At 60.8% G+C, this 24,488-nt stretch carries 20 protein-coding genes and 1 pseudogene; 16 read left to right on the top strand and 5 right to left on the bottom strand.

Translation table 11 applies throughout. The features are described from left to right. Nucleotides 1-20: 20 nt before the first annotated feature. The 3 genes from PR017_RS26350 to PR017_RS26340 all read right to left on the bottom strand — a co-directional run bounded on the left by PR017_RS26350 (nucleotide 21) and on the right by PR017_RS26340 (nucleotide 2,582). Nucleotides 21-815 (bottom strand): ATP-binding cassette domain-containing protein, encoded by a 795-nt coding sequence (locus tag PR017_RS26350; protein ID WP_111221049.1) that lies wholly within the window; start codon nucleotides 813-815, stop codon nucleotides 21-23. Between the two features lie 87 nt (nucleotides 816-902). Beyond that, nucleotides 903-1,844, bottom strand: coding sequence for an ABC transporter substrate-binding protein (locus PR017_RS26345; protein WP_111221048.1), 942 nt, complete (start codon nucleotides 1,842-1,844; stop codon nucleotides 903-905). Between the two features lie 132 nt (nucleotides 1,845-1,976). Beyond that, the gene (locus tag PR017_RS26340) at nucleotides 1,977-2,582 is read right to left on the bottom strand and encodes a cupin domain-containing protein (protein ID WP_111221047.1); all 606 of its coding nucleotides are present in this window, start codon (nucleotides 2,580-2,582) and stop codon (nucleotides 1,977-1,979) included. A 357-nt stretch (nucleotides 2,583-2,939) separates the two neighbouring features. Here PR017_RS26340 and melA (PR017_RS26335) point away from each other — a divergent pair, with 357 nt between their 5' ends. From melA (PR017_RS26335) to PR017_RS26290, 10 genes and pseudogenes are all read left to right on the top strand, one after another. Beyond that, entirely contained in the window at nucleotides 2,940-4,406 is a 1,467-nt protein-coding gene (gene melA / locus PR017_RS26335; protein ID WP_111221233.1) for an alpha-glucosidase/alpha-galactosidase, read from the top strand. A gap of 120 nt (nucleotides 4,407-4,526) precedes the next feature. Beyond that, nucleotides 4,527-6,611 (top strand): ABC transporter substrate-binding protein, encoded by a 2,085-nt coding sequence (locus PR017_RS26330; RefSeq protein ID WP_111221046.1) that lies wholly within the window; start codon nucleotides 4,527-4,529, stop codon nucleotides 6,609-6,611. Between the two features lie 117 nt (nucleotides 6,612-6,728). Then, nucleotides 6,729-7,739 carry an ABC transporter permease gene (locus PR017_RS26325; RefSeq protein WP_111221045.1) on the top strand — a complete coding sequence of 337 codons (1,011 nt, stop codon included), beginning with the start codon at nucleotides 6,729-6,731 and terminating at the stop codon, nucleotides 7,737-7,739. Then, nucleotides 7,739-8,884, top strand: coding sequence for an ABC transporter permease (locus PR017_RS26320; RefSeq protein ID WP_240539025.1), 1,146 nt, complete (start codon nucleotides 7,739-7,741; stop codon nucleotides 8,882-8,884). Before PR017_RS26325 ends, PR017_RS26320 begins: the two co-directional genes overlap by 1 nt. Before the next feature lie 13 nt (nucleotides 8,885-8,897). Then, complete coding sequence (locus PR017_RS26315) at nucleotides 8,898-10,565, top strand: ABC transporter ATP-binding protein (protein WP_111221044.1); 1,668 nt, start codon at nucleotides 8,898-8,900, stop codon at nucleotides 10,563-10,565. 23 nt (nucleotides 10,566-10,588) lie between these two features. Beyond that, entirely contained in the window at nucleotides 10,589-11,959 is a 1,371-nt protein-coding gene (melA, locus tag PR017_RS26310) for an alpha-glucosidase/alpha-galactosidase (RefSeq protein WP_111221043.1), read from the top strand. 160 nt (nucleotides 11,960-12,119) lie between these two features. Next, nucleotides 12,120-12,523: pseudogene (locus PR017_RS26305) on the top strand (DoxX family protein). Nucleotides 12,524-12,714: 191 nt separating this feature from the next. Then, entirely contained in the window at nucleotides 12,715-13,134 is a 420-nt protein-coding gene (locus PR017_RS26300) for a plastocyanin/azurin family copper-binding protein (RefSeq protein WP_111221231.1), read from the top strand. A 134-nt stretch (nucleotides 13,135-13,268) separates the two neighbouring features. Continuing rightward, entirely contained in the window at nucleotides 13,269-13,709 is a 441-nt protein-coding gene (locus PR017_RS26295; protein WP_111221042.1) for a c-type cytochrome, read from the top strand. Between the two features lie 71 nt (nucleotides 13,710-13,780). Next, nucleotides 13,781-14,695 carry a cytochrome c gene (locus tag PR017_RS26290; RefSeq protein ID WP_111221041.1) on the top strand — a complete coding sequence of 305 codons (915 nt, stop codon included), beginning with the start codon at nucleotides 13,781-13,783 and terminating at the stop codon, nucleotides 14,693-14,695. 55 nt (nucleotides 14,696-14,750) lie between these two features. Here the strand turns inward: PR017_RS26290 and PR017_RS26285 are convergent, their stop codons facing one another. Further along, the gene (locus tag PR017_RS26285) at nucleotides 14,751-16,196 is read right to left on the bottom strand and encodes a glycosyltransferase family 39 protein (protein WP_111221040.1); all 1,446 of its coding nucleotides are present in this window, start codon (nucleotides 16,194-16,196) and stop codon (nucleotides 14,751-14,753) included. A 366-nt stretch (nucleotides 16,197-16,562) separates the two neighbouring features. On the opposite strand from PR017_RS26285, the gene PR017_RS26280 reads away from it, so the two are divergent. The 4 genes from PR017_RS26280 (at nucleotide 16,563) to PR017_RS26265 (ending at nucleotide 20,308) form a co-directional block, all read left to right on the top strand. Beyond that, nucleotides 16,563-17,063: a cytochrome b gene (locus PR017_RS26280; RefSeq protein WP_111221039.1), complete on the top strand. Its 501-nt coding sequence runs from the start codon at nucleotides 16,563-16,565 to the stop codon at nucleotides 17,061-17,063. A 71-nt stretch (nucleotides 17,064-17,134) separates the two neighbouring features. Beyond that, a complete protein-coding gene (locus tag PR017_RS26275; protein WP_111221038.1) occupies nucleotides 17,135-17,812 on the top strand; it encodes a response regulator in 678 nt (225 codons plus the stop codon). Beyond that, the gene (locus tag PR017_RS26270) at nucleotides 17,809-19,146 is read left to right on the top strand and encodes a sensor histidine kinase (RefSeq protein ID WP_111221037.1); all 1,338 of its coding nucleotides are present in this window, start codon (nucleotides 17,809-17,811) and stop codon (nucleotides 19,144-19,146) included. Before PR017_RS26275 ends, PR017_RS26270 begins: the two co-directional genes overlap by 4 nt. A gap of 403 nt (nucleotides 19,147-19,549) precedes the next feature. Continuing rightward, nucleotides 19,550-20,308: a phosphatase PAP2 family protein gene (locus PR017_RS26265; protein WP_111221036.1), complete on the top strand. Its 759-nt coding sequence runs from the start codon at nucleotides 19,550-19,552 to the stop codon at nucleotides 20,306-20,308. A 26-nt stretch (nucleotides 20,309-20,334) separates the two neighbouring features. On the opposite strand, the gene PR017_RS26260 is transcribed toward PR017_RS26265, so the two are convergent. Then, nucleotides 20,335-20,790, bottom strand: coding sequence for a response regulator (locus PR017_RS26260; protein ID WP_111221035.1), 456 nt, complete (start codon nucleotides 20,788-20,790; stop codon nucleotides 20,335-20,337). A gap of 320 nt (nucleotides 20,791-21,110) precedes the next feature. Between PR017_RS26260 and PR017_RS26255 the strand changes: the two genes are divergently transcribed. Together PR017_RS26255 and PR017_RS26250 are read left to right on the top strand one after the other, a co-directional pair. Continuing rightward, entirely contained in the window at nucleotides 21,111-23,111 is a 2,001-nt protein-coding gene (locus tag PR017_RS26255) for a glycosyltransferase family 39 protein (RefSeq protein WP_133255609.1), read from the top strand. A gap of 178 nt (nucleotides 23,112-23,289) precedes the next feature. Next, nucleotides 23,290-24,453 (top strand): glycosyltransferase, encoded by a 1,164-nt coding sequence (locus PR017_RS26250; RefSeq protein ID WP_111221033.1) that lies wholly within the window; start codon nucleotides 23,290-23,292, stop codon nucleotides 24,451-24,453. Nucleotides 24,454-24,488 lie beyond the last annotated feature (35 nt).

Raw genomic sequence — 24,488 nt, 5'->3', positions numbered from 1 at the left:
CGGTTCAGTGGTGGATACGGTCATGCCGGGATCCCCTGGTCTTTATGGCCGGCGGAGCGGGCGTTGAACTTGCGGCCGACAATCAGGTTGACGACCTCCTCGATGCTGGTGTCCTCGATCCGCCGCTCTGCAACGTTGCGGCCCTCGTACATCACCTGAATGCGGTCACAGACGAGGAACAGGTCCTGCAGCCGATGAGTGATGAGAATGACGCTGACGCCGCGTGCGCTGACCGTGCGGATCAGCTCCAGCACGGCCTCGACCTCGGCAACGGCGAGCGCTGCCGTCGGCTCGTCCATGATCAGGACCGAAGGATTGAAGGACGCCGCACGGCCGATGGCAATCGACTGACGCTGTCCGCCGGAGAGATTTTCCACCTTCAGCCGCGTATCGGCAATGACGATGCCAAGCCGCTCGAGCATGTCGCGGGCTTCATCATGCATCTTTCTGTTGTCGAGAAAGGGCACGCCGGCAATGCGGCGGCGCGGCTCGCGACCGAGGAAGATGTTGCCGGCAACGTCGACGCTGTCGCAGAGCGAGAGGTCCTGGTAGACCATCTCGACGCGTGCAGCACGGGAATCGGCCGGCGAAGCGAAGCTGACGGTCTTGCCGTCTATCTCAATGGTGCCGGCATCGGGAATAACGGCGCCCGAGAGTACCTTGCTCAGGGTCGACTTGCCCGCTCCGTTGTCGCCGACGAGACCGAGGACTTCTCCCGGCTTCAGGTTCAGCGACACATTGTCGAGGGTCTGGATCGTGTTGTAGCGCTTGGAGATACCGGTCATCCTGACACGGTAGGTATCGGCATTGGTCATATGATTTCACCTGACAGGGAGCGTTGCTCCACGGCTGTCACTTTGACCGCGGCTGTTGCCGGCCGCGGTCACACGGTTCGGGAGATCTTACTTGAACATGTCCTTGAACTTGTCGACATTGTCCTTGGTGACAATGGTGACCGGGACGTTGATGATCTTGTCGACCGATCCGCCCTTGGAGATCTTGTCGAGCGCTTCTACGGCAGCCTTGCCTTCGCCGGCTGGGTCCTGCTGGATCACGCCCGCCACCCAGCCGGCATCGATGCCTTCGATCGCCTGCTTGGTCAGGTCCCAGCCGAATACCTTGATGTCGCCGGTGCGACCCTGGCTGGTGACTGCCGACACGGCGCCGAGCAGAGCCGGTTCGCCGGTAGCGTAGAGCGTCGTCATGTCGGGGTTGGCGGTCATCAGGTTTTCTGCGGCGCTCAAGGCCACGTCCTGGACGTTCTGGCCATCGACGGTGTCGAGAAAGGTGACCTTCTCGCCGCTGTCGGTCACGGCCTTCTTAAAGCCGTCGAGGCGCTGGTTCTGGATGAACGAATTGAGAGCGCCGACGACGCCGATCTTGGCCGACCCCTTCATGTTGGCCTTGACGTAGTCCGCATAGAACTTGCCGATATCGCCGCCGGCCTTCGTATTGTCGACGCCGACGAAGGCGATGTTGTCGCCGTCGGGGATCTGCGCATCGATGGCGATGACCGGGATGCCGGCTTTCTTGGCGGCAGTGACGGCCGGCTTGACGCCGTTGACGTCGATGGCGACGAGAATGATACCGTCGACTTTCTGGGTAATGTAATTTTCGATTGCATCGTTCTGGGCGCTGGGCACGTTGTTGGCGTTGAAGATGACCAGGTCGGCACCGGCGGTCTTGGCCGCAGCCTTGGCGCCGTCATTGATCTGGTTGAAGAACAGCGCCTGCTGGTTGATGGTGACGAGCGCGAACGTCTTGGCCGAGGCTGCGGCCGAACCGACGGCCATGGTCACCGCGATGGCTGCCGTGCAGGCCATCAGATATCTGGAAAATCGCATGTAGTTCCCCTTTTCGGATAGGCCCGTGACCGGGCTCATTGGCTTCAAGCCCAATCATAATTCAAGAGACTTGAATGATTGTCAAGATACTTGAATTAGCTTTAGCCGCCGAAATGAAGAAGCTCCCGGAAGCTAGAAGGTCGCCGGTGTGTTGACCCAGAAAATACTGGCACGCTCGCTGCCGACATTGCGGTACCAGTGCGGCATTTCCGATTTGAAGACGAAACTATCGCCTTGCGTAAGCCGAAAGGTCCGTTCGCCGACCATCAACTCGATTTCCCCGGCGAGAAGATATCCGACTTCCTCGCCCGCATGCTGGATGGGACCGGCACTCTCGCCACCGGCCTCGATGTGATGGATGTTGCACTGAAGCAGGTGGCCCGCCGAATAGGGGATGACGCGCTCGAGGGAGATGCCTTCGCCACGGCGCAACGGATCGAGCGCGATCAGCGGCCTGTCGCCGGCCCGGAAGATGATACCCTCGTCGCCGTCGGCCTCCTCGAACATCCAGCCGATATTGGTGCCAAGCACCCCCACCAGCCGGTGCAGCATCGGCAACGATGGCGACGCCTTGCCGTTCTCGATCTTCGACAACAGGCTTTCCGAGCAGTCCGCAGCTGTCGACAGCGCCTTCAGCGTCATTCCCAATGTCTGCCGCGCCAGCCGCAGCCGCACGCCGAGTTGAGAAGGAGCGAAGGTCTGACTGTCGTGGGCTGCCGGTTTATCCATCTTGTTCATCTGCAGTGCCAGGCCGTTGTCGTGAAGTACCGATGAGGCAGCTTACGGGACGAGCGCGTCGTCTGTCCAGAGATTGCGTTGCGGCGAGAAAAGGCTCAATTGCCCTTCCACCGGCGGCGATCGGGCGGGTAATATGAGATCTTTTCGACAGCACAAAATTACCCTTGAAAGCATAATAGTTCTCTGGTCGCACGGTGCATAATCGGCATAATCCCGGCCAGACAAGAGTGCCGAACGATCCGCCGAGGAGAGGCGGGAGGACGCGGACCTGCAGCGATGCAAGGCCGCTGGAGACCACGGGCGAGGCTGCAGCAGATGCAGTCGCGCATCGTTCGCTTGATAGACAGGGTGAGGATCATGAGTTTCAAAATCGCTATCATCGGCGCAGGCAGTGTCGGCTTCACGAAGAAGCTTTTCACCGACATCCTTTGCATTCCTGAGTTCCACGATGTCGAATTCGCGCTGACGGACCTCAGCGAACACAATCTTGGAATGATCAAGGCGATCCTCGATCGCATCGTTGAAAGCAGCAAGCTGCCGACCCGGGTGACCGCCACGACCAATCGCCGCGAGGCGATCGAAGGTGCCCGCTACATCATCAGCTGCGTGCGCGTCGGCGGCCTCGAAGCCTATGCCGACGATATCCGCATCCCTTTGAAATACGGCATCGACCAGTGCGTTGGCGATACGATCTGCGCCGGCGGAATTCTTTACGGCCAGCGCAATATTCCTGTCATACTCGATTTCTGCAAGGATATCCGCGAGGTTGCCGAGCCCGGTGCGAAGTTCCTGAACTATGCCAACCCGATGGCGATGAACACCTGGGCGGCTATCGAATACGGCAAGGTCGACACCGTCGGCCTCTGCCACGGCGTCCAGCACGGCGCGGAACAGATCGCCGAAGTGCTTGGAGCCACGTCCAAGGACGAACTGGACTACATCTGCTCGGGCATCAATCACCAGACCTGGTTCGTCGACCTCAGGCTCAGGGGCCGCAAGATCGGCAAGGACGAATTGGTCGCCGCTTTCGAAGCGCATCCCGTCTTCTCGCAGCAGGAAAAGCTGCGTATCGACGTACTGAAGCGCTTCGGGGTCTATTCGACCGAGAGCAACGGCCATCTGTCCGAATACCTGCCGTGGTACCGCAAGCGGCCTGAAGAGATCGGCAAGTGGATCGACATGTCGGACTGGATCCACGGCGAGACCGGCGGCTACCTCAGGCACTCGACGGAGACGCGCAACTGGTTCGAAACTGAATTCGACCAGATCCTCGAATCCGCCTCCGCACCGATTGATCCGGCCCGCCGCTCCAACGAGCATGCGAGCCATATCCTCGAAGCGCTGGAGACCAACCGGGTCTATCGCGGCCACTTCAACGTCAAGAACAATGGTATCATCACCAATCTGCCGGCCGATGCGATTATCGAGTCGCCCGGCTTCGTCGATCGCTTCGGCATCAACATGGTGGCCGGCATCACGTTGCCGGAAGCTTGTGCCGCCACCTGCATCGCCTCGATCAACGTCCAGCGGATGTCTGTCCATGCTGCCGTCACCGGCGACATCGACCTTTTGAAGCTGGCCGTCCTGCACGATCCCCTCGTCGGTGCCGTCTCGACGCCGGAAGAGGTCTGGCAGATGGTCGACGAAATGGTGGTCGCCCAGGCGCGCTGGCTGCCGCAATATGCCGATGCCATCGAGCCTGCGAAGGAAAGGCTTTCGCGATCGACGGTCAAGACAGGCGACTGGAAGGGCGCGGCGACACGCAATGTCCGGTCGATCGAGGAACTGCGCGTAGAGAAAGCCAGCCTGAAACAGGCCAGCTGAGATTGCAGGGACGAACGGTGGCGGAGCGCTTGAGGAGAGGCGCCCGCTCATACCGTACGCCCTGATTTGGAGGAGCGGAGCTGTCTTTGAAGGAGGCAGTTCACGACAAGGGGAGAGACAATGAGCCATTTCCGATCCATCAGCCTGGCAGCGGGTCTGGCGCTTGCGGCGTCCGTCATCGCGATGAGTGCCCATGCAGCCGAGACGACAATTGCGCCGGTCGCGCCGACTTTTCCGGCCGAAGGCAAGATCAAGTATGTCGCGCGCGACTCCATCCTCGAATTCAAGGCGCTGCCCGAATATCACGAGCCGGACTGGGTGACGGAAAAGTTCGTCAAGACCGGCAAGCTGCCGCCCGTCAAGGACCGCCTGCCGAAGGAGCCGATGGTCTACAAGACCGGCAACATGACTGACGGAATCGGCGTCTACGGCGATACGCTGCGCCATGTCATCGGCGGCCGGCCGGAGGGCTGGAACTACGGCGCCGGACAAAGCCAGGGCTGGGGCGGCATCGATATCGGCCTGTCCGAGTGCCTGACCCGCACCGCGCCGCTGTTCCAGGTCGAAGCCAAGGATACCGAGCCGCTGCCGAACCTTGCCAAGAGCTGGGAGTGGTCGCCGGATGGCCATAAGCTCACCATGCACCTGATCGAGGGCGCCAAATGGTCCGATGGCGTCGCTTTCAACGCCGACGACGTGATGTTCTACTGGGACGACGAAGTGGTGGACCCCAACGTCTCGCCGCTGAACGGCGCCACGCCCGAGACATTCGGGGTCGGCACGACGCTCAAGAAGGTCGATGACTACACTGTCGAGTGGACGTTCAAGGAAGCATTCCCGCGGCAATATCTGTTCGCCATGGCCTACGGCACCTTCTGCCCGGGTCCGTCGCATATCCTGAAGCCGCAGCATCCGAAATACTCGAAGAACACCTACGACCAATTCAAGAATGCCTTCCCACCGGAATTCATGAACATGCCTGTGATGGGCGCCTGGGTGCCGGTCGAATACCGCCCTGACGACATCATCGTCATGCGCCGCAATCCCTATTACTGGAAGGTCGACGAGAAGGGCAACCAGCTGCCCTATCTCAACGAGGCCCACTACAAGCTCTCGACATGGGCGGATCGCGACGTGCAGGCAGTGGCCGGCTCCGGCGACATTTCCAATCTCGAGCAGCCCGAGAATTTCGTCGCCTCGCTCAAACGCGCTGCCCAACCGGATGCACCGGCGCGCCTCGCCTTCGGTCCGCGCCTGACGGGCTATAATCTCTCCATGAACTTCTCCGCCAACGGCTGGGGACAGCCGGATGCACGCGAGCAGGCCATCCGCGAACTGAACCGCAATCTCGACTTCCGCAAGGCGGTGACGATGGCGCTCGATCGCAAGGCCATCGGCGAATCCCTGGTCAAGGGTCCGTTCACGGCGATCTATCCCGGCGGGCTCTCCTCCGGCACCAGCTTCTACGACCGCCAGTCCACGATTTACTACCCTTACGATCTCGCGGCAGCCAAGGCCGAACTCGCCAAGGCCGGGCTGAAGGATACCGATGGCGACGGCATCGTCAACTTTCCGGCCGGCACTGCTGGCGGCAAGGATGTAGAGATCGTGCTGCTGGTCAACAACGACTACGGCACCGACAAGAGCCTTGCCGAGGGCGTCATCGCCCAGATGGAGAAGCTGGGGATCCGCGTTATCCTCAACTCCCAGACAGGCACCAAGCGCGACGATGCCAATTACGCCGGTCGTTTCGACTGGATGATCATGCGCAATCACACCGAACTGTCTTCGGTGGTCCAGAACACCGAGCAGTTGGCGCCCATCGGCCCGCGGACGAGCTTCCATCACCGGTCGCCGGAAAGCGGCGAACTCGACCTGATGCCCTTCGAGCAGCAGCTTGTCGATGTCGTCCGCAAGTTCATTACCACCCAGGATAACGATGAGCGCACCAGCCTGATGAAGCAATACCAGAAGATCTACACCGAAAACGTCAACACCGTCGGCCTGACCGAGTATCCGGGTGCGCTCATCATCAACAAGCGCTTCTCGAACATTCCCCAGGGAACGCCGATCTTCATGTTCAACTGGGCGGAGGACGCGATCATCCGCGAGCGCATCTTCGTGGCAGCCGACAAGCAGGGAAAATACGAGCTCTTCCCGCAACAACTGCCGGGCGCGCCGGGCGGCAAGGGGCCGATAGACTAGCCTCCCAAGGCAGTGAGATATCCGGCCGCAGAGCAAGGCGGCCGGATATCTCCCAAACATGCAGTCCGTTCCACAAACCCGAACTGTCAGACGGCAACAAGAGAAGCGAAAAATCCCATGTTGCGATTTCTAATGGTCCGCATCGCCTCGGCGATACCGATCCTGTTCATCCTCAGCCTGGTGACCTTCACCATCATCCAGGCGCCGCCGGGCGACTACGCCGACTATATCCGCTCGCAGGCGATGAACCAGGGCGGCGCCTCCTTCGCGCAGGCCGACGCCCAGGCGCAGGCCTATCGCATCGAGCACGGCCTCGATAAATCGCTGCCGGTGCAATACCTGAACTGGATCGGCGGCATCGTCACGCGCGGCGATTTCGGCTACAGCATGTATTACAACAAGCCGGTGGCCGATGTGGTCGGCGAGCGTCTCCCGAGAACGCTGATCCTGGCGCTTGTCTGCCATATCCTCGCTTCGATCCTTGGCATTTCCTTCGGCATCATTGCCGCCACCCGGCAGTATAGTTGGATCGACAGCGTGCTGTCGGCGGTCGCCTTCCTCGGCATGACGGTGCCGCGCTTCCTGATGGCGCTGATTATCGTCTATCTTCTGGTATTCCAGCTTAACGTCGCGGAAATCGGCAGTTTCTATTCGCCGCAATATGGCGGTGCACCCTGGTCCTTCGCCAAACTTGGAGACCTCATCCATCACGTCTGGCCGGTCGTCGCCATCGCCACCTTCGGCGGCCTCGCCTACAACATGCGCATCATGCGCGGTAATCTGCTGGATACGCTGAATGCCCAGTATGTCGAGACTGCACGCGCCAAGGGATTGAGCGGCGCTGCCGTCGTCATGCGCCACGCAGTGCCGAATGCACTGCATCCGCTGGTCATGTATCAGGGTGTCGTGCTGCCCTACATGCTCACCGGCGAGATCGAGACGGCGATTATCTTCGCGCTGCCCACCGTCGGCCCGGCCATTGTCGGGTCTATGGCCGTCGGCGACGTTTATGTCACGGCGACCTTCATGATGGTGCTGTCGGCCACCCTGATCGTCGGCAACATCATCGCCGACCTGCTGCTGGCCCTGCTCGATCCCCGCGTTCGCCAACAGGGAGGAGCTTTCTGATGGGTGCCTTCATCAAAACGGACTTGCCCCAACCAGTCGTCGAGCCTCAGGTCGAGAAGGTCAAGCTGAGAGGCGGCAACGAGAGTTACCCGGCCCTCGTCTGGCGCAGGCTGAAGCGCTCGTGGACGGGCATGGGCGGCTTGATCCTGGTTGCACTGCTGCTACTGATGTCGATCTTTGCCGAATTCGTGGCGCCGATGGATCCGAAGGCCACCGACAGCGGCTTCGCACCGCCGCAGATCATCAGCTTCCACGACAAGGATGGCGGCCTTGTGCTCCAGCCACGCGTCTACGCGCTAGCGGAAACCGATGCCCTCGACCCCGTCACGTTCCAGCCCGTCGTCGGTCCGGACTATAACAATCCGCGACTGATCGGCCTGTTCGTCAAGGGCGACAGCTACGACCTGTTCGGCCTGATCCCCGGCAATCGCCATCTGTTCGGCTCGACGGATGGACAGGCGGTGCATTTCCTCGGCACCGACAAGTTCGGCCGCGACGTGCTGTCACGCGCCATCTACGGATCGCGCGTGTCGCTGATGATCGCGCTGACCGTGGTGTTCATCGTCACCGTCGTCGGCACGACTGTTGGCATGGTGTCCGGCTATTTCGGCGGCACGTTCGATGCCTGGATGCAGCGCTTCGTCGACCTCGTGCTGGCCTTTCCGCAACTGCCGCTCTACCTGGCGCTGACGTCGCTGATCCCCGTCACCGCGCCGACCAATGTCTTCCTCGCCTTCGTCATCTTCGTCATGTCGGCACTCGGCTGGGCGCAGATGTCGCGCGAGGTGCGCGGCAAGACGCTGGCGCTCGCCCGCATCGACTATGTCCGGGCGGCTATGGCGGTTGGCGCCACCGACCGGCGCATCATCATGCAGCACATTTTCCCCAACGTCATGAGCCATGTCATCGTCTCCGTGACGCTCGCCATCCCGAGCGTCGTGCTGCTCGAATCCTTCCTTGGCTTCCTCGGGTTTGCCGTCAAGCCACCGCTGATCTCCTGGGGTCTGATGCTGCAGGATACCTCGACCTATTCGGTCATTGGCTCCTATCCCTGGATCCTCACCCCCGTCGCTTTCGTGCTCGTCACCGTCTTTGCGTTCAATGCGCTCGGCGACGGTCTGCGCGATGCTGTCGATCCCTACTGAAGGAAGACGCACCATGGCTCTTTCCGTCGTCGAAAATTTTGCTCCCGTGCTGCGGCTCGATCATCCGGGCCGAACGACAGCGCCGATCATCGATGCCCGCAATGTCGCGGTGAATTTCAAGGTCGAGGACGGTATCGTCGAGGCCGTGAAGGATATCTCCTTTCAACTGTACCGTGGAGAGACCATTGCGATCGTCGGCGAATCCGGGTCCGGCAAGTCCGTCACCGCGCGTACCGTCATGGGCCTGCTCACCAAGCGCGCCATCGTCGCACCGCAGTCGACCGTGGCCTATGACGGGCGCAACGTGCTGAAATTCTCCGAGCGCGAACGCCGCAAGCTGCGCGGCGACAGGATCTCGATGATCTTCCAGGAGCCGATGAGTTCACTGAACCCGATCTACACCATCGGCAGTCAGATCGTCGAAGCCATCCGCGTCCACCGCCGCGTCAGCCGGCAGGATGCCTATCAGCGGGCGCTCGAACTACTGGAAAAGGTTCAGATTCCGGACCCGAAGGCCCGGCTCAACCAGTATCCGCATCAACTCTCGGGCGGCCAGCGGCAGCGGGTGATGATCGCGATGGCGCTTGCCAACGATCCGGACGTGCTGATCGCTGACGAGCCGACGACGGCGCTCGACGTCACTGTGCAGGCGCAGATCCTCAACCTGATCCGCGACCTGCAGAAGCAGCTCGGCATGGCGGTGATCCTGATCACCCACGACCTGACAGTGGTCAAACAGTTTTCCGACTATGTCTACGTGATGCAGCTCGGCGAAATGCGCGAGCACAACACGACGGCACAACTGTTCGCCAATCCGCAGCACCCGTACACCCGCCATCTGCTCGGCTCCGAGCCGAAGGGGCACGCCAAGCCGCTGCCGGAAGGTTGCGAGCCGATCCTCGAAGCCAAGTCAGTCCGCGTCTCCTTCATGCTGAAGCACGGGACCTTCTTCAAGCCGGAGATGCGCGAGCTGGTCGCGGTCGGTGGCCTCGACCTCGAACTGCGCCGGCATGAAACGCTCGGCATCGTCGGCGAATCCGGCTCCGGCAAGACCACGTTCGGGCAAGCGCTGCTGCGGCTGATCAATGCCGACAGCGGGGAGATCTATTTCGACCGCCAGCCGATCCACGATCATTCGCGCAACGACATGCGGCCCCTGCGCTCACGCATGCAGATCGTCTTCCAGGATCCGTTCTCATCGCTCAATCCGCGCATGCCGGTCGGGCAGATCATCGAGGAGGGGCTGATCGTCAACAACATCGGCGCCAACAAGGAGGAACGGTTGGCGCGGGTGAAGGAGGCACTGGTATCGGCCGGCATGCCGTCGAACATCCTGTCGCGCTTCCCGCACGAATTTTCCGGTGGCCAGCGCCAGCGTATCGCCATCGCGCGGGCCATCGCTCTCGAGCCGGAATTCATCCTGCTCGACGAACCGACATCGGCGCTGGACCTTTCCGTCCAGGCCCAGATCATCGACCTGCTGCGCAAGCTGCAGGACGAGCGCGGCCTCAGCTATCTCTTTATTTCGCACGATCTGAAAGTCGTGCGTGCTCTTTGCCATCGCGTGATCGTCATGCAGAATGGCAATATCGTCGAGCAGGGCCCCGTCGAAGACGTCCTCTCCCACCCCAAGACCGCCTACACCGAACGGCTCGTCAAAGCCGCATTCGAGGTAGCTTGAACATTTTTTGTCCGGAGGCTTACATGGCAAACAACCCCAAAATCACTTTCATCGGCGCCGGTTCGACCGTCTTCATGAAGAATATCATCGGCGACGTGCTGCAGCGTCCAGCGCTCTCGGGCGCCAAGATCGCGCTGATGGATCTCAATCCGCAGCGTCTCGAAGAGAGCGCCATCGTTGCCCGCAAGCTGGCCTCGACCCTTGGCGCCTCGGCCACGGTCGAAACCTTTACCGATCAGCGCCGGGCGCTCGACAAGGCGGATTTCGTCGTCGTCGCCTTCCAGATCGGCGGTTATGAGCCCTGCACCGTGACCGACTTCGAGGTGCCGAAGAAATACGGCCTGCGCCAGACCATTGCCGACACGCTCGGCGTCGGCGGCATCATGCGCGGCCTGCGCACAGTACCGCATCTGTGGAAGATCTGCGAAGACATGCTGGCCGTCTGCCCGAACGCGATCCTGCTGCAGTACGTCAACCCGATGGCGATCAACACCTGGGCGATCTCCGAAAAATACCCGACAATCAGGCAGGTCGGCCTCTGCCATTCCGTGCAGGGCACGGCAATGGAACTCGCCGAGGATCTCGAGATTCCCTATGAGGAAATCCGCTATCGCTCGGCTGGCATCAACCACATGGCCTTCTTTTTGAAGTTCGAGCATCGCCAGCCGGATGGCTCTTACCGCGATCTCTATCCGGACCTGCTGCGCGGCTACCGCGAGGGCCGGGCACCGAAGCCGACATGGAACCCGCGCTGCCCGAACAAGGTGCGCTATGAGATGCTGACGCGGCTCGGATATTTCGTCACCGAGAGCTCGGAGCATTTCGCGGAGTACACACCCTACTTCATCAAGGAAGGTCGCGAGGATCTGATCGAGAAATTCGGCATTCCGCTCGATGAATATCCGAAACGCTGCGTCGAGCAGATCGCAAAGTGGCAAAGCCAGGCAGACACATACCGGAGCGCAGACAAGATCGAAGTTGCAAAGTCGAAGGAATACGCCTCGTCGATCATCAACTCGGTCTGGACCGGCGAACCCTCGGTGATCTACGGCAACGTCCGCAACAATGGCTGCATTACCTCGTTGCCCGACAACTGCGCCGCCGAGGTTCCCTGCCTCGTCGATGCATCAGGCATCCAGCCGACCTACATTGGCGCCCTGCCGCCGCAGCTCACGGCGCTGATGCGGACCAACATCAATGTCCAGGAACTCACGGTCCAGGCGCTGATGACGGAGAACCGCGAGCACATCTACCATGCCGCCATGATGGACCCTCACACAGCCGCCGAACTCGATCTCGACCAGATCTGGTCGCTGGTCGATGACCTGCTGGCAGCCCATGGCGAGTGGCTGCCAGAATGGGCCCGCACCAAAAAAGCCGCACGCGCGGCCTGATCTACCGTTCTCCTCCCCCGAAGAATGGGCGTCGCAGCTGTGCTGCGGCGCCCACTTGGTTTCACCAACGGAGTGAGCACAAACGCTCGGGGCTGCGGCGTGGCTGCCATCATGAGGCCCAAGACTTCGACCTGTCCGCCAATCTCGCGGGCATCCTGCAATCCGGCGCCTTCCCCACGACGCCATCGCGCTTATTTTCGGCTGTCGATCGCGGCTGTCTTCTGGCAGTCGGGCGAAACAAGATCGACAGGTGGCATGTCACAGACAATGCCGTCTATGTGTTCGAGACGGAGTACAAGCTGCCTGTTATCGATCCCTGGCTCGCAGCCTATTGGCCCGCATCCGCAGAACATTTCGCGCTGTTGCTGGTGATCGGGTTTGCCAGCCGGAAAGCGGCGCTGACGCTACTGGGGATGAAACGTCGTCATCGAGATCTTCGTCTATCCCGATGCTTGGCCGAACCACGGCACCTGGGCCGTCTGCTTCCTCGTCATCATCGCCGGCGGGCCCGCAAGACCATCCATCGATCGTTTCATCGCCCGTCGCATAGGCGTCACGATCTGAGGGCAAAACTATCCGCACTTGGGCGATCCGGTGGATGTTCCAACGGGGCTGGCCGCCATCGCAAGTCAAGGAAATCAGGGACTTGTTAACTAAACTTGGCCCCTGTAAGCTTCTTGTAATAAACAATCGCGATGAAGCTTGTACGGTAATTTCCGTGCAAAAAGGAGGACTTGTCGATGAATGTCTTTAAAATGACTTTTGCCACTGTTGCGGCAGTAACTCTGGTCGCCTTCGCTTCGCCCTCATGGGCCGAGACGACGATCAAGGTGGTCGAAACCGGCGAGGGCGGGGGTGCCATGGGTCTCAAGCTCGATCCGACGACAGTCAAGGCCGGGCCGGCTATACTTTCCGTCCACAACGATGCAACGACCGAAGATCACGAGATGATCGTGGTCAAGCTCAAGTCGGCCGATCAGAAGATCCCGTTGAACACCGCCAAGCACCGGGTCGACGAGAAGCAGTTGAAGAGCCTCGGCGAAGTCTCCGACCTGAAGCCAGGCGCCAACGGCGAACTCAAGGTTAATCTGAAGCCAGGCAGCTACCTTGTGTTCTGCAATATCAAGGGACACTATGAAGCCGGCATGGCTGCAACCTTGACAGTCACGCCCTGAAACCAGCCGAGGTCGCCTCCGCTCGATGGCGCGGCCTCGACCCCTCGTCGTTGACAGCCGGCAGGTTCGCGAAACGCCTGACAGTGCCTACGGCGGCCACCACCTGACATTTCCTCATGATCGGAGACAAAGCTATGCGCACCAAAATGATGATGACCACATTCGTCGTTGCAATGGGATTGACTGCCGCCTTCGCTGCTGACGAGGGAACAAAGCCTGCCCGCGAGGCCATGATGAAGAAGATCGGCGGTTCCGTCGGCATCATGGCGGCAATGGCAAAAGGCGACAAGCCTTATGATGCAACTGCAGTGAAGGCCGCTCTCATGACCATTTCCGAAACGGCCAAGGCCTTCCCGGACCAGTTCAAGCCGGATTCGGACAAGACCGACAAAGCCGCAAGCCCGAAGATCTGGGAAAACCCGGCCGACTTCAAGGCGCATGCCGACAAGCTCTCTGCCGATGCCGAGATGATCGCCATGAAACTGCCGGCAGACGCCGCGGCCCTCGGCCCGGCATTGAAGCAGCTCGGCGCGGATTGCAGCAGCTGTCATCAGGTCTACCGGCAGAAGGAGTAGCGCGCCTCCGGTTGCAGCGGCGAGTTGACCGACATCGCCAAATCCGCCGAAACTGAAATGGGAGGACGACCTTGATCCTGAATTTTCGGCGGGTCCTGGCAATCGTTGCCGGCGCCGCTCTTGCTGGCGTGGCTGGATTTTATGTCGTGACCAAGCCAAATCCGCTTCCAGATAGCCATTGGGCCAACCTCGGAACTCCGGACGTCAAGAAGGGCGAGATGGTTTTCTGGACGGGCGGCTGTTCGAGCTGCCATGCGGTCAAGGGAGCAGACGGCGATGCAAAGCTCGTCCTTTCCGGCGGCCTCGCGCTCAAGAGCCCGTTTGGCACGTTTCATGTTCCGAACATTTCCCCGGATGACACCGCAGGTCTTGGCAAGTGGACACTTGCTCAATTCGGCAACGCCATGAAACGTGGCGTTGGACCCGACGGCGAACATCTTTATCCGGCTTTCCCTTACGGCTCTTACAGCCGCATGAGCGATGCCGATGTGAACGACCTGTTCGGCTACCTGAAGACATTCCCGAAGAGCAGTAACGTCGCACCACCCCACGAGCTGCCGTTTCCCTTCAACATCCGGCTGTTGCTCGGCGGCTGGAAACTCTTGTACTTCGGTGAAAAGCCACGCGTCGTGCTGGACAATCCGAGCGACAAGGTGAAGCGCGGGCAATACATCGTCGAGGGACCCGGTCACTGCGGCGAATGCCATACCCCGCGCGATCCGCTGGGTGGCTTCAAGGCCGACAGCTGGCTTGCGGGCGCACCCAATCCTGAGGGAGAGGGCAACATTCCCGACATCACACCCGGCTCCAAGTCAATCGGATCCTGGAGCGAAGCCGATATAGCGACCTATCTGGAAACCGGTATGACACCGGATTTCGACAGCGTCGGCGGCTCCATGGTGGAGGTCCAGCAGAATCTTGCCCATCTGCCCGCCTCGGACCGCGAAGCGATCGCCGCCTATCTCAAGGCGATACCGTCGAGGTGACGCTAAATCGGCTGGGCGAGACGTCAGTCTCCCGGCCGGTTGCTTCGAAGCCCCATCATTGCGCTGCCTGGCAACCGCTGGACAGGATATTGCCAGCAGCCCCGGAGACGGAGACGACCGAATAGTCGTCGATAACCCTCGTCCCGGCGCGGCGGGCAACATGCTCGACGGGGCCGGTGGCTCGGAAGCATTTCAGATACTGCGCCAGCCGACCTTCGCCGGTGCGCACCACCAGCAAGGCAGGCTTTTCCGCAAGCGAGGCATCGGGGCTTTCGAATGTATAGCGCTGCCGATCGACGATCGATTGAACATTGTCTGCATGATGCGAATAGAAGGCGATTTCGCCTGTGAGCCCATAGTCGGTCGTGGCAATCCATGCGGCACCGGTTTGCTGCATGCGGCCTTCCAGCTCCGTCGTCAGGTCGTGCCAGCCGATGACCGTGTCGGCCGGGCTCGCAAAGGGAACGCGCTCGCCCATCTGCGTGGCGAGGTAGAGAAGGAGTAGGGACGACAGTCCTATGCCGACCGGCACAACCCAGAGCCGGAGACGCCTCAGATGGACGTTGCCTAAAGCCTCACCCGCCACCGCTGCGGCAATCGCGAGCGCCGGGTAGGCAGGAGCAGGCCAGTTCGGATGCACCCAGTCATGCAGCGAGTGAATGATCAGGTAGGCAACAAGGGGGGCGGTCAGTGCGACCAGAAAGATGAAGGGGTCCGACCTGCGATTTTGGCAATGGCGGCAAAACCGCCAGACCGCAATGCCCGCGAAGATGGCGATGACCGGGTTGATCAGGCCGAATTGGCCGCCGACGAATGTCGCAAGCGAGTTGAGCGCCGGATGATGATCGCCGAGCCGGCCGAACTGCTTTGCAAAGGACGCCCAGCCGTGATCTGCATTCCAGACCAGCACGGGCAGGAAGACCGCAAAGGCCGCCAAGCCTCCCAGCAGGACCCATGGGCTAAAGCGCCAGCGCGCGGCCCTGGGATCGAGGAAGAGCCACAGCAGGATCCCGGGACCGATGAAGAAGTTGGTATACTTGCCGACGCAGCCGGCTCCGGCAAGTATACCGACAACGATCCACCAGCGTGGATTTTCCGTGCGTCGCAGGCGCGCCAGGGCCCAGATTGTCAGGGACCAGAACATCACGGACGGCGCATCGGGGGTCGCGAAAATCGCCTCGAGCCCCACCAGGAACATTGCGTTCAGCCAGACCGCAGAACTAAAAGCCAATCGGGTGTCGTCATAGAGTTCGATGACGGTCGCATACACCGCCAGCGATGCCACGGATACCGACAACACGGGCAGGGCGCGAACGCCGAGCGAGGTGTCGCCGAAGACATGGGTGGACAGCCATATCCACCAGGCAATCATTGGCGGATGGTCGTAATAACCCGCCGAGGGAACGCTGGCCCAGAGCCAATAATAGGCCTCGTCGGAGTTGAGGTCGGTGTGCGCCATGGCAAAGAGCCGAAACGCTGCGAGCACGGCAGCCATCAGCATGACCGGCCCCCAATGACCAACGCGCAGCCCGCCCGCCTTACCGTGCACGTGGGATGACCGGGAGGATTGCGGGCGCGCGCGTTCGGACGTCAACAACTGCCGCGGCGGACTTATGCAGACACGTCTTTTTCACTAGCACGCAAGCGTTCCCTCGATAGGTCCGGTGGCAGGGTCCATACCAGACCGGATTCCGAAATGCGACGACCATTGCAGGCCAAAACTTACACCAGACTTACATCGACAGCTTCTCAACCTTCTCTTGCATCGCTACGAATTTACAATTTTTCAAATAGTGTTCAGGTCGATGTCAGCTGTTTGGTATCTTTGCTTTCACCGAGCAGACCACTCAACCTGAAAGATCCCGTCTTGGAAAATCATAGTACTAGCTCGTTTTCGCTGCCGCAGCGTGTGCTTCACTGGCTGACGGTTTTCCTGGTGTTCTTCAACCTGTTGCTTCCCGATGGAATGAGCGAGTGGAACCGCGCCATCGAAGAGACCGGTTCGGCGAGCGCAGACCAGATCGCCAGCGCCAATATCCATGCCTATGTCGGCATAGCCATATTCCTCGTCGTCATCGCACGCCTTTTCCTGCGCTTCACCAGTGGCGCCCCTGCATCGCCTTCGCAGGAACCGAAGATTTTCAGCATCGCTGCCAAGTTCGCGCATGCAACGCTTTATCTGCTCCTGCTTGCCATGCCGCTGACGGGTGGGGCGGCATACTATTTCGGCATCGACGTCGCAGGCGGTATTCATGCGGATGTGCTGAAGGTCATCCTCTGGGTGCTGATCGGCGGCCATGTGCTCGGAGCGCTGGTCCACCAGTTCTACTGGAAGACAAATGTCCTGCGCCGCATGACCGTAGGCTGACGCTGGCAACGGCCGTTGCCGCATAGAAAAGCACCCCAAGACTTAAACTTCGCCATCTGGAGAACCGTTGGATGCGACTGCTTTTGGTCGAAGACAACAGCCGCCTCGGCAAACTGACCTGCGGTGCGTTGAAGGCGGCAGGCTTTGCAGCCGATCTGTTTTCGAATGCCGAGGAGGCAGAGGCGGCGATGGCTGTCGTCGCCTACGATGTGATCGTGCTCGATCTCGGCCTGCCGGATCGCGATGGCGCGTCGCTGCTGGAGCCCGCCCGGCGGCACGCGCCATCCGCGCCGATCCTCATCCTGACGGCCCGCGACGATAGCTCGTCTGTGATAGACCTGCTCAACCGTGGCGCCGACGACTACCTCTGCAAGCCGTTCGTCATGGATGTCCTGATTGCACGCGTTCGCGCGCTGCTGCGCCGGCCGGGCACCATGCGCACCTCGGTACTGAGCGAGCGCAACGTGGAGCTCGATCCCGCGCAATATCGCGTCCGGGTCGGCGGGCATGATCTCGACATCAGCCGTCGCGAGCTTTCGGCGCTGGAACTTCTCATGCGACGGTCCTCGCGCGTGATATCGCGCGCCGATTTCGAGGAATCGATGTACGGCTTCGGTGAGGAAGTCAGCTCCAACGCGGTGGAGGTGCTCATCCACCGCCTGCGACGGAAGCTGGAAGGGGCAGGGGCGGAGATCGAGATCCACAATCTGCGCGGCCTCGGCTACATGCTGGCAGAAAAGCGGCCATGAGCTACCGAAAACTATCGCTGTTTTCGCGGCTGGTGCTCTCGATGTCGCTCGTGGCGACGCTTGCGGTCTTCGCCAGCATCGGTTTTCTCTACATCCGCTTCGCTTCGGCCAACAATCGCTTTCGCGAGGAGACGCTGCTGACCTTTGCCCGGGGAATGGCCAAGGAACTGCCATTGCAGCAGGGCGGCTTCAAGTTCGTGGTGAACCGGCTTGGCGAACTGCACGGCCAATACGCCGTGCTGGCTGCGGCGAACGAGCTGCTGAGTGCATCCGACGGTGTTTCCGGACCACTCGTGCCTGCCGACGATGTCGACCAGCGCTATTTCTCGCTGCCTGCCCATGACGGCATCCCAAGACTTTTTGGCCTGTCGATGCGCCTCGCCGACAAAGGCTTGGCTCGCTATGTCCAGGTGGCCTTTCCCAGCAGCCACCTCGTGTTCGACAGCGTCTTAGAAGAATTCGTCGGGGACATTGCCTGGATCTGGCTGCCCTTCGTCGTGGCGATCCTCGTGACCAACATCGTGGTTGCCAAACTTGCGCTCCGGCCACTCACCCGCGCGGCACGCGAGGCGGAAGGGATCAGCCCGGCCAGCATCAGCGTCCGCCTGACGGAAGGCGACATGCCGCCCGATGTGCTCGCCATCGTCAAGGCTGTGAACAACGCGCTCGGCAGGCTGCAGGGCGGCTATCTGGCCCTCGAGCGCTTCTCCGGCAACATCGCCCACGAGCTGCGCACGCCGATGACCATCATCAAGGCGCAGCTTTCGGCCTCCGACGGAGCATTTTCCCGCGATCTCGAACGGGACTTCGATGCGCTGGAGCGGATCGTCACGCAATTGGTGGACCGGGTACGGCTCGGCGGCCTTCATTTCGAAGCGGACGACTGCGTCGACCTCTGCGAGATCGTCCGTCGCGTCGGCGCCTTCCTTGCCCCGATCATCATCCAGAAGGGCAGGTCGATCGAGATCATCACGCCGGACCACCCTGTTCTCATCAGCGGCGCCAACGACTTCATCTTCCGGGCGCTGCGAAACCTGATCGAGAATGCGGTCGAACACAGTCCTGTCGCCGGCACGGTGACGATCACCGTCAGCAACGAGCGCGAAATCACAGTCACGGACGAGGGGACAGGGTTTCCGCCCATCAAACTCGATCCGCTGGCAAGAAGAACCCAGCAGTCCGTCAGCGATCGTTCCGATGGACTGGGGCTCGGGCTCTCCATCGTCGACGAAACAATGATGGCGCACGGGGGATTGCTGATCCTGTCCAACCCAACCGGCGGTGGAGCGTCCGCCCGGATGGTCTTTCCACCGCAGTCTCTTCGAGCTCTGTAAGCTGGAGCCGGCATAACCAGCCAAGCGATAGAATGGCTCTCACAGCCCGTCGCCAAACGCAGATGGATAACCCGTGCGCTCAATCTGGCTGAGCCCGACGCATGGTGCGGGGCCGGCCATAGGAGAGATGCACCCAGGACGCCGTCGTGTCTGAGCGCGTCGGGAATCATCAACCTTTCACACGGGCACGGTAAGCAGATGCCGGGGACGCCGCTGGCTTGGCACAGCGAGGCGAAGGTGCGGGGGCTGACAGCGGCGGGCAAAGGTCCAGCCAGATTTCCTCTGGCGCTTCAGGCTCCTGTCAGCGTCGCGCGATATCCAGCGGCATGGCTGCAGATGATCGTGGGCGTCGAACGCAGCAAGGCAGATGGCATAGAACACCGTAAGCGAGAAAATTGTACTGATGTCTGATTTGACGATCGTTGCCGCCCCGCAAGCCTACACGGCCAGAAGCCGCATCATATTTATGGTCACGTTCGTTCTCTGGTGGGCAATCCTCGCTCTGTTCAACGCCCTTCCTTCCATCGACATCGCCGTCGCACAACGCTTCTTCACCGGGACAAATTGCAGCATATTCGACGCCGTCGGCCGGACCTGCGGCAGTTTCGCCTATGATGCGAACCCCTTATTCACAGCGGCACGCAATGTGTTGTTCGTTCTGCCTTACATCGCAGTTGCCGTCTTGATTGCCGACCTTGTCCGCTGCAAATTCACTGCTGCTGCGGACTGGAAGAGCCCGAGGGCGACGCTCAGCCTGACCGCGCTGATGTCGCTGGCGCTCGGATGCGGACTGACCGTCAACCTTTTCCTGAAGACATTCTCAGGCCGCCCACGCCCGCGCGAGACGTCCTGGTTCGGAGGCCAGCTCGATTTTGTCCAGGCGGGTTCGTTCGCTGGAAAATGTCTCAAGAACTGCTCTTTCGTGTCGGGAGAGGCATCGTCGGCGGGATGGCTTTTCTGTCTCATCCTGCTTCTGCCAGCACGCTGGCGCCTGACGCTGGGATTGCCCATAGCATTTGTCTCCCTCGTCATCCCCGTGATGCGAGTACTCACGGGCGCGCACTATCTCTCGGATGTCATCCTTGGCTGGTTGTCATCCGTGGTCATTTTCGCGGGAGTTCTGGTGATGGCCGAGGGAATGACTAACCGTCGCTATCTCTAGGCTTGCCCGGTCAAGCCAGAAAACCTTCAATCGAAACGGCCAGCGCTCTTTTTTGAAACGCCAGTTGCGATGCGAGCTCCGTATCCTGCGATCGTCTTCAGCGACGGCCAGCAGGTTGCCAATCCCTGCGACCTGGCAAAACGGCGAATGCGGACAAGAGCATCGTCTAGATCGAAGGGCTTCGTCAGGTAGTCGATTGCACCGTTTTTCAACCCCTCGATCCTATCGGAAGCCTGGTCGTAAGCGGACAGGATAATGACCGGGATGTTGGGTGACATCTGCTGCAAGGACCGGAGCAGGCAGAGCCCGCTTCCGTCAGGCAGATGCAGGTCCAGCAGAACCAGAGCGTATGATCCTTCGTCTGCGGCGACGCGGGCTGCCGCAAGGGTCAGTACCCAGTCCACGTCCCATCCGTCCGCTACGATGTGGTCGTGCAGCGCATCGCCGATGAGGAAGTTGTCCTCGACCAAAAGAATACGCAAATCTGCTACCCCCGAAGCATTAGCGTCGGTAGATGCACGTTTATACTGACATTCACCTGAAATTGTTCTCGATCAATGCGCCCCGCCAAATACCGGTGACACTCGACTGGGGCGCGCTGTTTGCCTCCCCGGAACAGGCAGGTTCAGGCGTCTGTCAGCTTTGCGCAAGATAGTGAACGGCAACCGTCATCGGTCCGTCTTGCTGTGGTCGACTTCAAAGTGCCGCCAGCCCAACAGACTGGCCTCAGAGAAAGCCGTACTCCGAACATGACCAGTTTTGCCCGTTTCAACCTGTTGGTCCCCGGTCTGTCGTGCGCGACGTGACGACGCCTGCGATGGTGGCCGGAGGTACCGGCTCAGTTGCCAGGCAAGCGCTCGACATTTCCGTGGAGCAACGATCCGGGCTCGCAGCACGTCCTGTCCTCTGGGTGAGCTTGACGGCCTACGCTATCGACGTGCTGCTCTTCGAGATACTTTTCGGTCTCGGCATCAGCCTGCCGGTGGCATTGGCCGCGAGCTTTGCTGTGGTGTCGACCTTTTCCTACATTCTGCACTCCAGAGCGGCAGCCGGAGGAGGCGTCTGGCATCAGCTTGGCCGCTACGTGGCAATCTGCTTTCTGGGGTTCGGACTACGCGGCGGGGTATTTGCGGACGCGATGGCGTTGCTGACATGGTCGCCGTCAGCCGCAATCGTCCTCGGTGCCGGCGCTTCTGCGATTGCGTGCTATTTCGGCAATCACTTTTTCGTCTTCCGGATGACGTGGCCTTCCTCGGCGCTGGCGCGCTGGCAGTTGGCGGCAGCAGGCGTGTTGTCCTATATGCTGGCGCTGCGTCTCGCCTATATCGGCGTCGTCGATCTGCTGCCGGAAGAGGCCTATTATTGGAACTTCTCCCGGCATATCGACATCGGCTACCTGGATCACCCACCGATGTCCGCGTGGATGATCTGGCTTGGGACCGCGCTCTTCGGCGATACAGAATTCGGCGTCCGCATCGGGGCCTACCTTGCTTGGATCGTTACGTGCTTGTTCGTCTACCGCCTGACAGTCCATCTTTTCGACAAGACGACCGCGCTTGTCGGGCTTGTTCTCACCGCCGTGCTACCCGTCTTCTTTTACACCGGGTTCCTGATGACACCGGACGTGCCACTGGCTGCAGCCTGGGCAGGGGCGCTGTACTCCCTCGAACGGGCGCTGGTTTCAGACAAGCGCAATGCCTGGTGGGGCGTGGGGGTCTGTGCCGGTCTCGGCATGCTGTCGAAATACACGATTGCGCTGCTCGGCCCCGCAGCCCTGATCTTCATGCTTATCGACCCGCGAGCGCGGCGATGGCTGATGAGGCCCCAACCCTATCTTGCAGCTGCCACGGCGCTTTTCCTGTTCAGCCCCGTCATCTACTGGAATGCAACACATGGCTGGGCGTCTTTCGCCTTCCAGAGCACCCAGCGTCTCGCCGACACGCCGGCTTTTTCCTCGCCGGCGCTGGTCGCAAGCGCGGCATTGCTGCTGACGCCGCTTGGGCTCATCGTCGCAGTCGCGGCGCTGGTCTCATGTCTTCGCCGCCTCGTCACGGCGCCGAAAACCGATATGCAGGTGAGACGAAGGACGCTGTTCATGCTGATGTTCACGTTGACGCCTCTGTCGGTTTTTGCAGCGTTCAGTCTCGGGCATGAGGTGAAACTCAACTGGACGGGGCCGGTGTGGCTGGCGATCCTGCCTGCCGTCGCCGCGACCATCATCGACGCCAATTCCGGTTCTTCCAGGATTGCCGCAGCGCTGCGCCGGTGCTGGGCCCCGACACTGCTTGGAACGCTGGCCATATACGCCGTGTGTCTGCACTATCTGGTCCTCGGGCTGCCGTTCGCCAGCCATCTCGGAAATATCCGCACATTGCCAGTGGCCTGGGACGATCTCGGTCGCGAAGTCGGCCTGATTGAACGGTCGGTCGAGCAGCAGGCCGGCCAAAGCGTCCTTGTGGCGGGCATGGACAAATACTTCGTTGCCAGCGAACTCGCCTTTTACAACAGGCGCGACGGCAGAGTTGCGGGCAACTCCGTCGGCGCCGGTCCGCTCGGCAACGATAGTCTCATGTACGGATACTGGTACCGACCCGCGGAAATGCAGGGCCGCACCATCATGCTGGTCAGCCTGAAAAGGAGCGACGTCGATAAACCCGGCGCGGGACGCTACTTCGATCGCCTTACGGATATCCAGACGCATGGCGTCAGCCGGAATGACGTTACCATCGGCAAGTTCTACTACCGCATTGGATATGGCTACCGGGACTGTGCATCTCCCCAGGCACAATGCCCGCCTCAATGAGCACGCCGATCGAATTCGCATGGATCGCTTCAGTTTGTCGTCAGGGTAAGGGTGCAAGGGTGACGTGATCAGACAGTCCGCGTCGCCGACAGGGACTGAGCCTGGTGTTCGTATTCCGGCAGCCGATCCGAAGGCCTGATGCCATCGGCCGGACTAACGCTCGAAGGTCGTAAGATTGATGAATGTAAGTGTCTCTGCCGCGCGCCTTGTCGAGGACGATCTCTCGGCCATCGGCGCTCAAATCAGCCTCGATCATATCGGTCCCGAGCTTTCCATCGTCATTCCAACGCTGAATGAGCGCGAAAGCGTTGCCATTCTCGTCGACAGGCTGCGCGCGACGCTGGCCGGCATCGACTGGGAGGTGATTTTCGTCGATGACGATTCCAGTGACGACACCATCGGCCAGGTTCGCGCCCTTTCCGTCAACGACCGGCGCATTCGCGGCTTGCGCCGCGTCGGCAGGCGGGGGCTCGCCGGCGCCTGCATAGAAGGTATCCTGTCCAGCTCCGCACCCGTGGTTGCCGTCATGGATGCCGACCTCCAGCACGATGAAACCCGGCTGGCGGAAATGTTCAACGTTCTGCGCACCGGCAAAGCCGACCTCGTGGTCGCCAGCCGCTACATCCAGGCAGACGGCGCATCGGACGGGCTGTCGAGGATCCGCCATGCCGGCAGCCGGCTTGCCGTGGGAATGGCGCAGTCTCTGCTGGGAGTGCGCCTCAGCGATCCCATGAGCGGTTTTTTCATGATCCGTCGCGAATTTGTCGAGGCAGTGGCGCCGCGCCTGTCGAACCAGGGCTTCAAGATATTGCTCGACATCGTCGCGTCGTCGCCGAAACAGATGCGGATCGAGGAAGTGTCCTATGCGTTCAGCCCACGACTGCACGGTATCAGCAAACTCGATGCATCCGTGGTGTTCGAATATCTCGGGCTTCTCATCTCCAAGGCCTCTGGCGACTTCATCTCTGCCCGCTTCCTGGCCTTCTGCCTGGTCGGCTCGACGGGCCTCGTGGTCAACCTCGCGTTTCTGCGCATACTGCTCGGGACAGGGCTGGACTTTCCAACGGCACAGACCGCCGCCATGCTCATCACCATGATCGTGAACTACACCCTGAACAACGCTCTCACCTACAGGGACAGGCGCCGCCACGGGTGGCGGTTCGTGACCGGGCTCGGCATGTTTGCAGCCCTCTGCAGTTTCGGCGTCTTTGCCGGTGTCGGCGTGTCGACCGCATTCTATAATAGCGAACCACGCTGGTGGTTGGCCGGCCTCGCAGGTGCCGCCATCGGAGCTGCCTGGAACTACTTCACCAACTCAGCCATTACCTGGCGCAAGCGCTAAGCCGGGCCGGAAACCGGGCATTGGTTGGTTTTCGG

This window comes from Rhizobium tumorigenes, from assembly GCF_003240565.2.
GTDB classification, from domain to species: domain Bacteria; phylum Pseudomonadota; class Alphaproteobacteria; order Rhizobiales; family Rhizobiaceae; genus Rhizobium; species Rhizobium tumorigenes.
The sequence above is the reverse complement of the archived record's forward strand: the minus strand, read 5'-3'. Positions and strand labels throughout refer to the sequence as shown.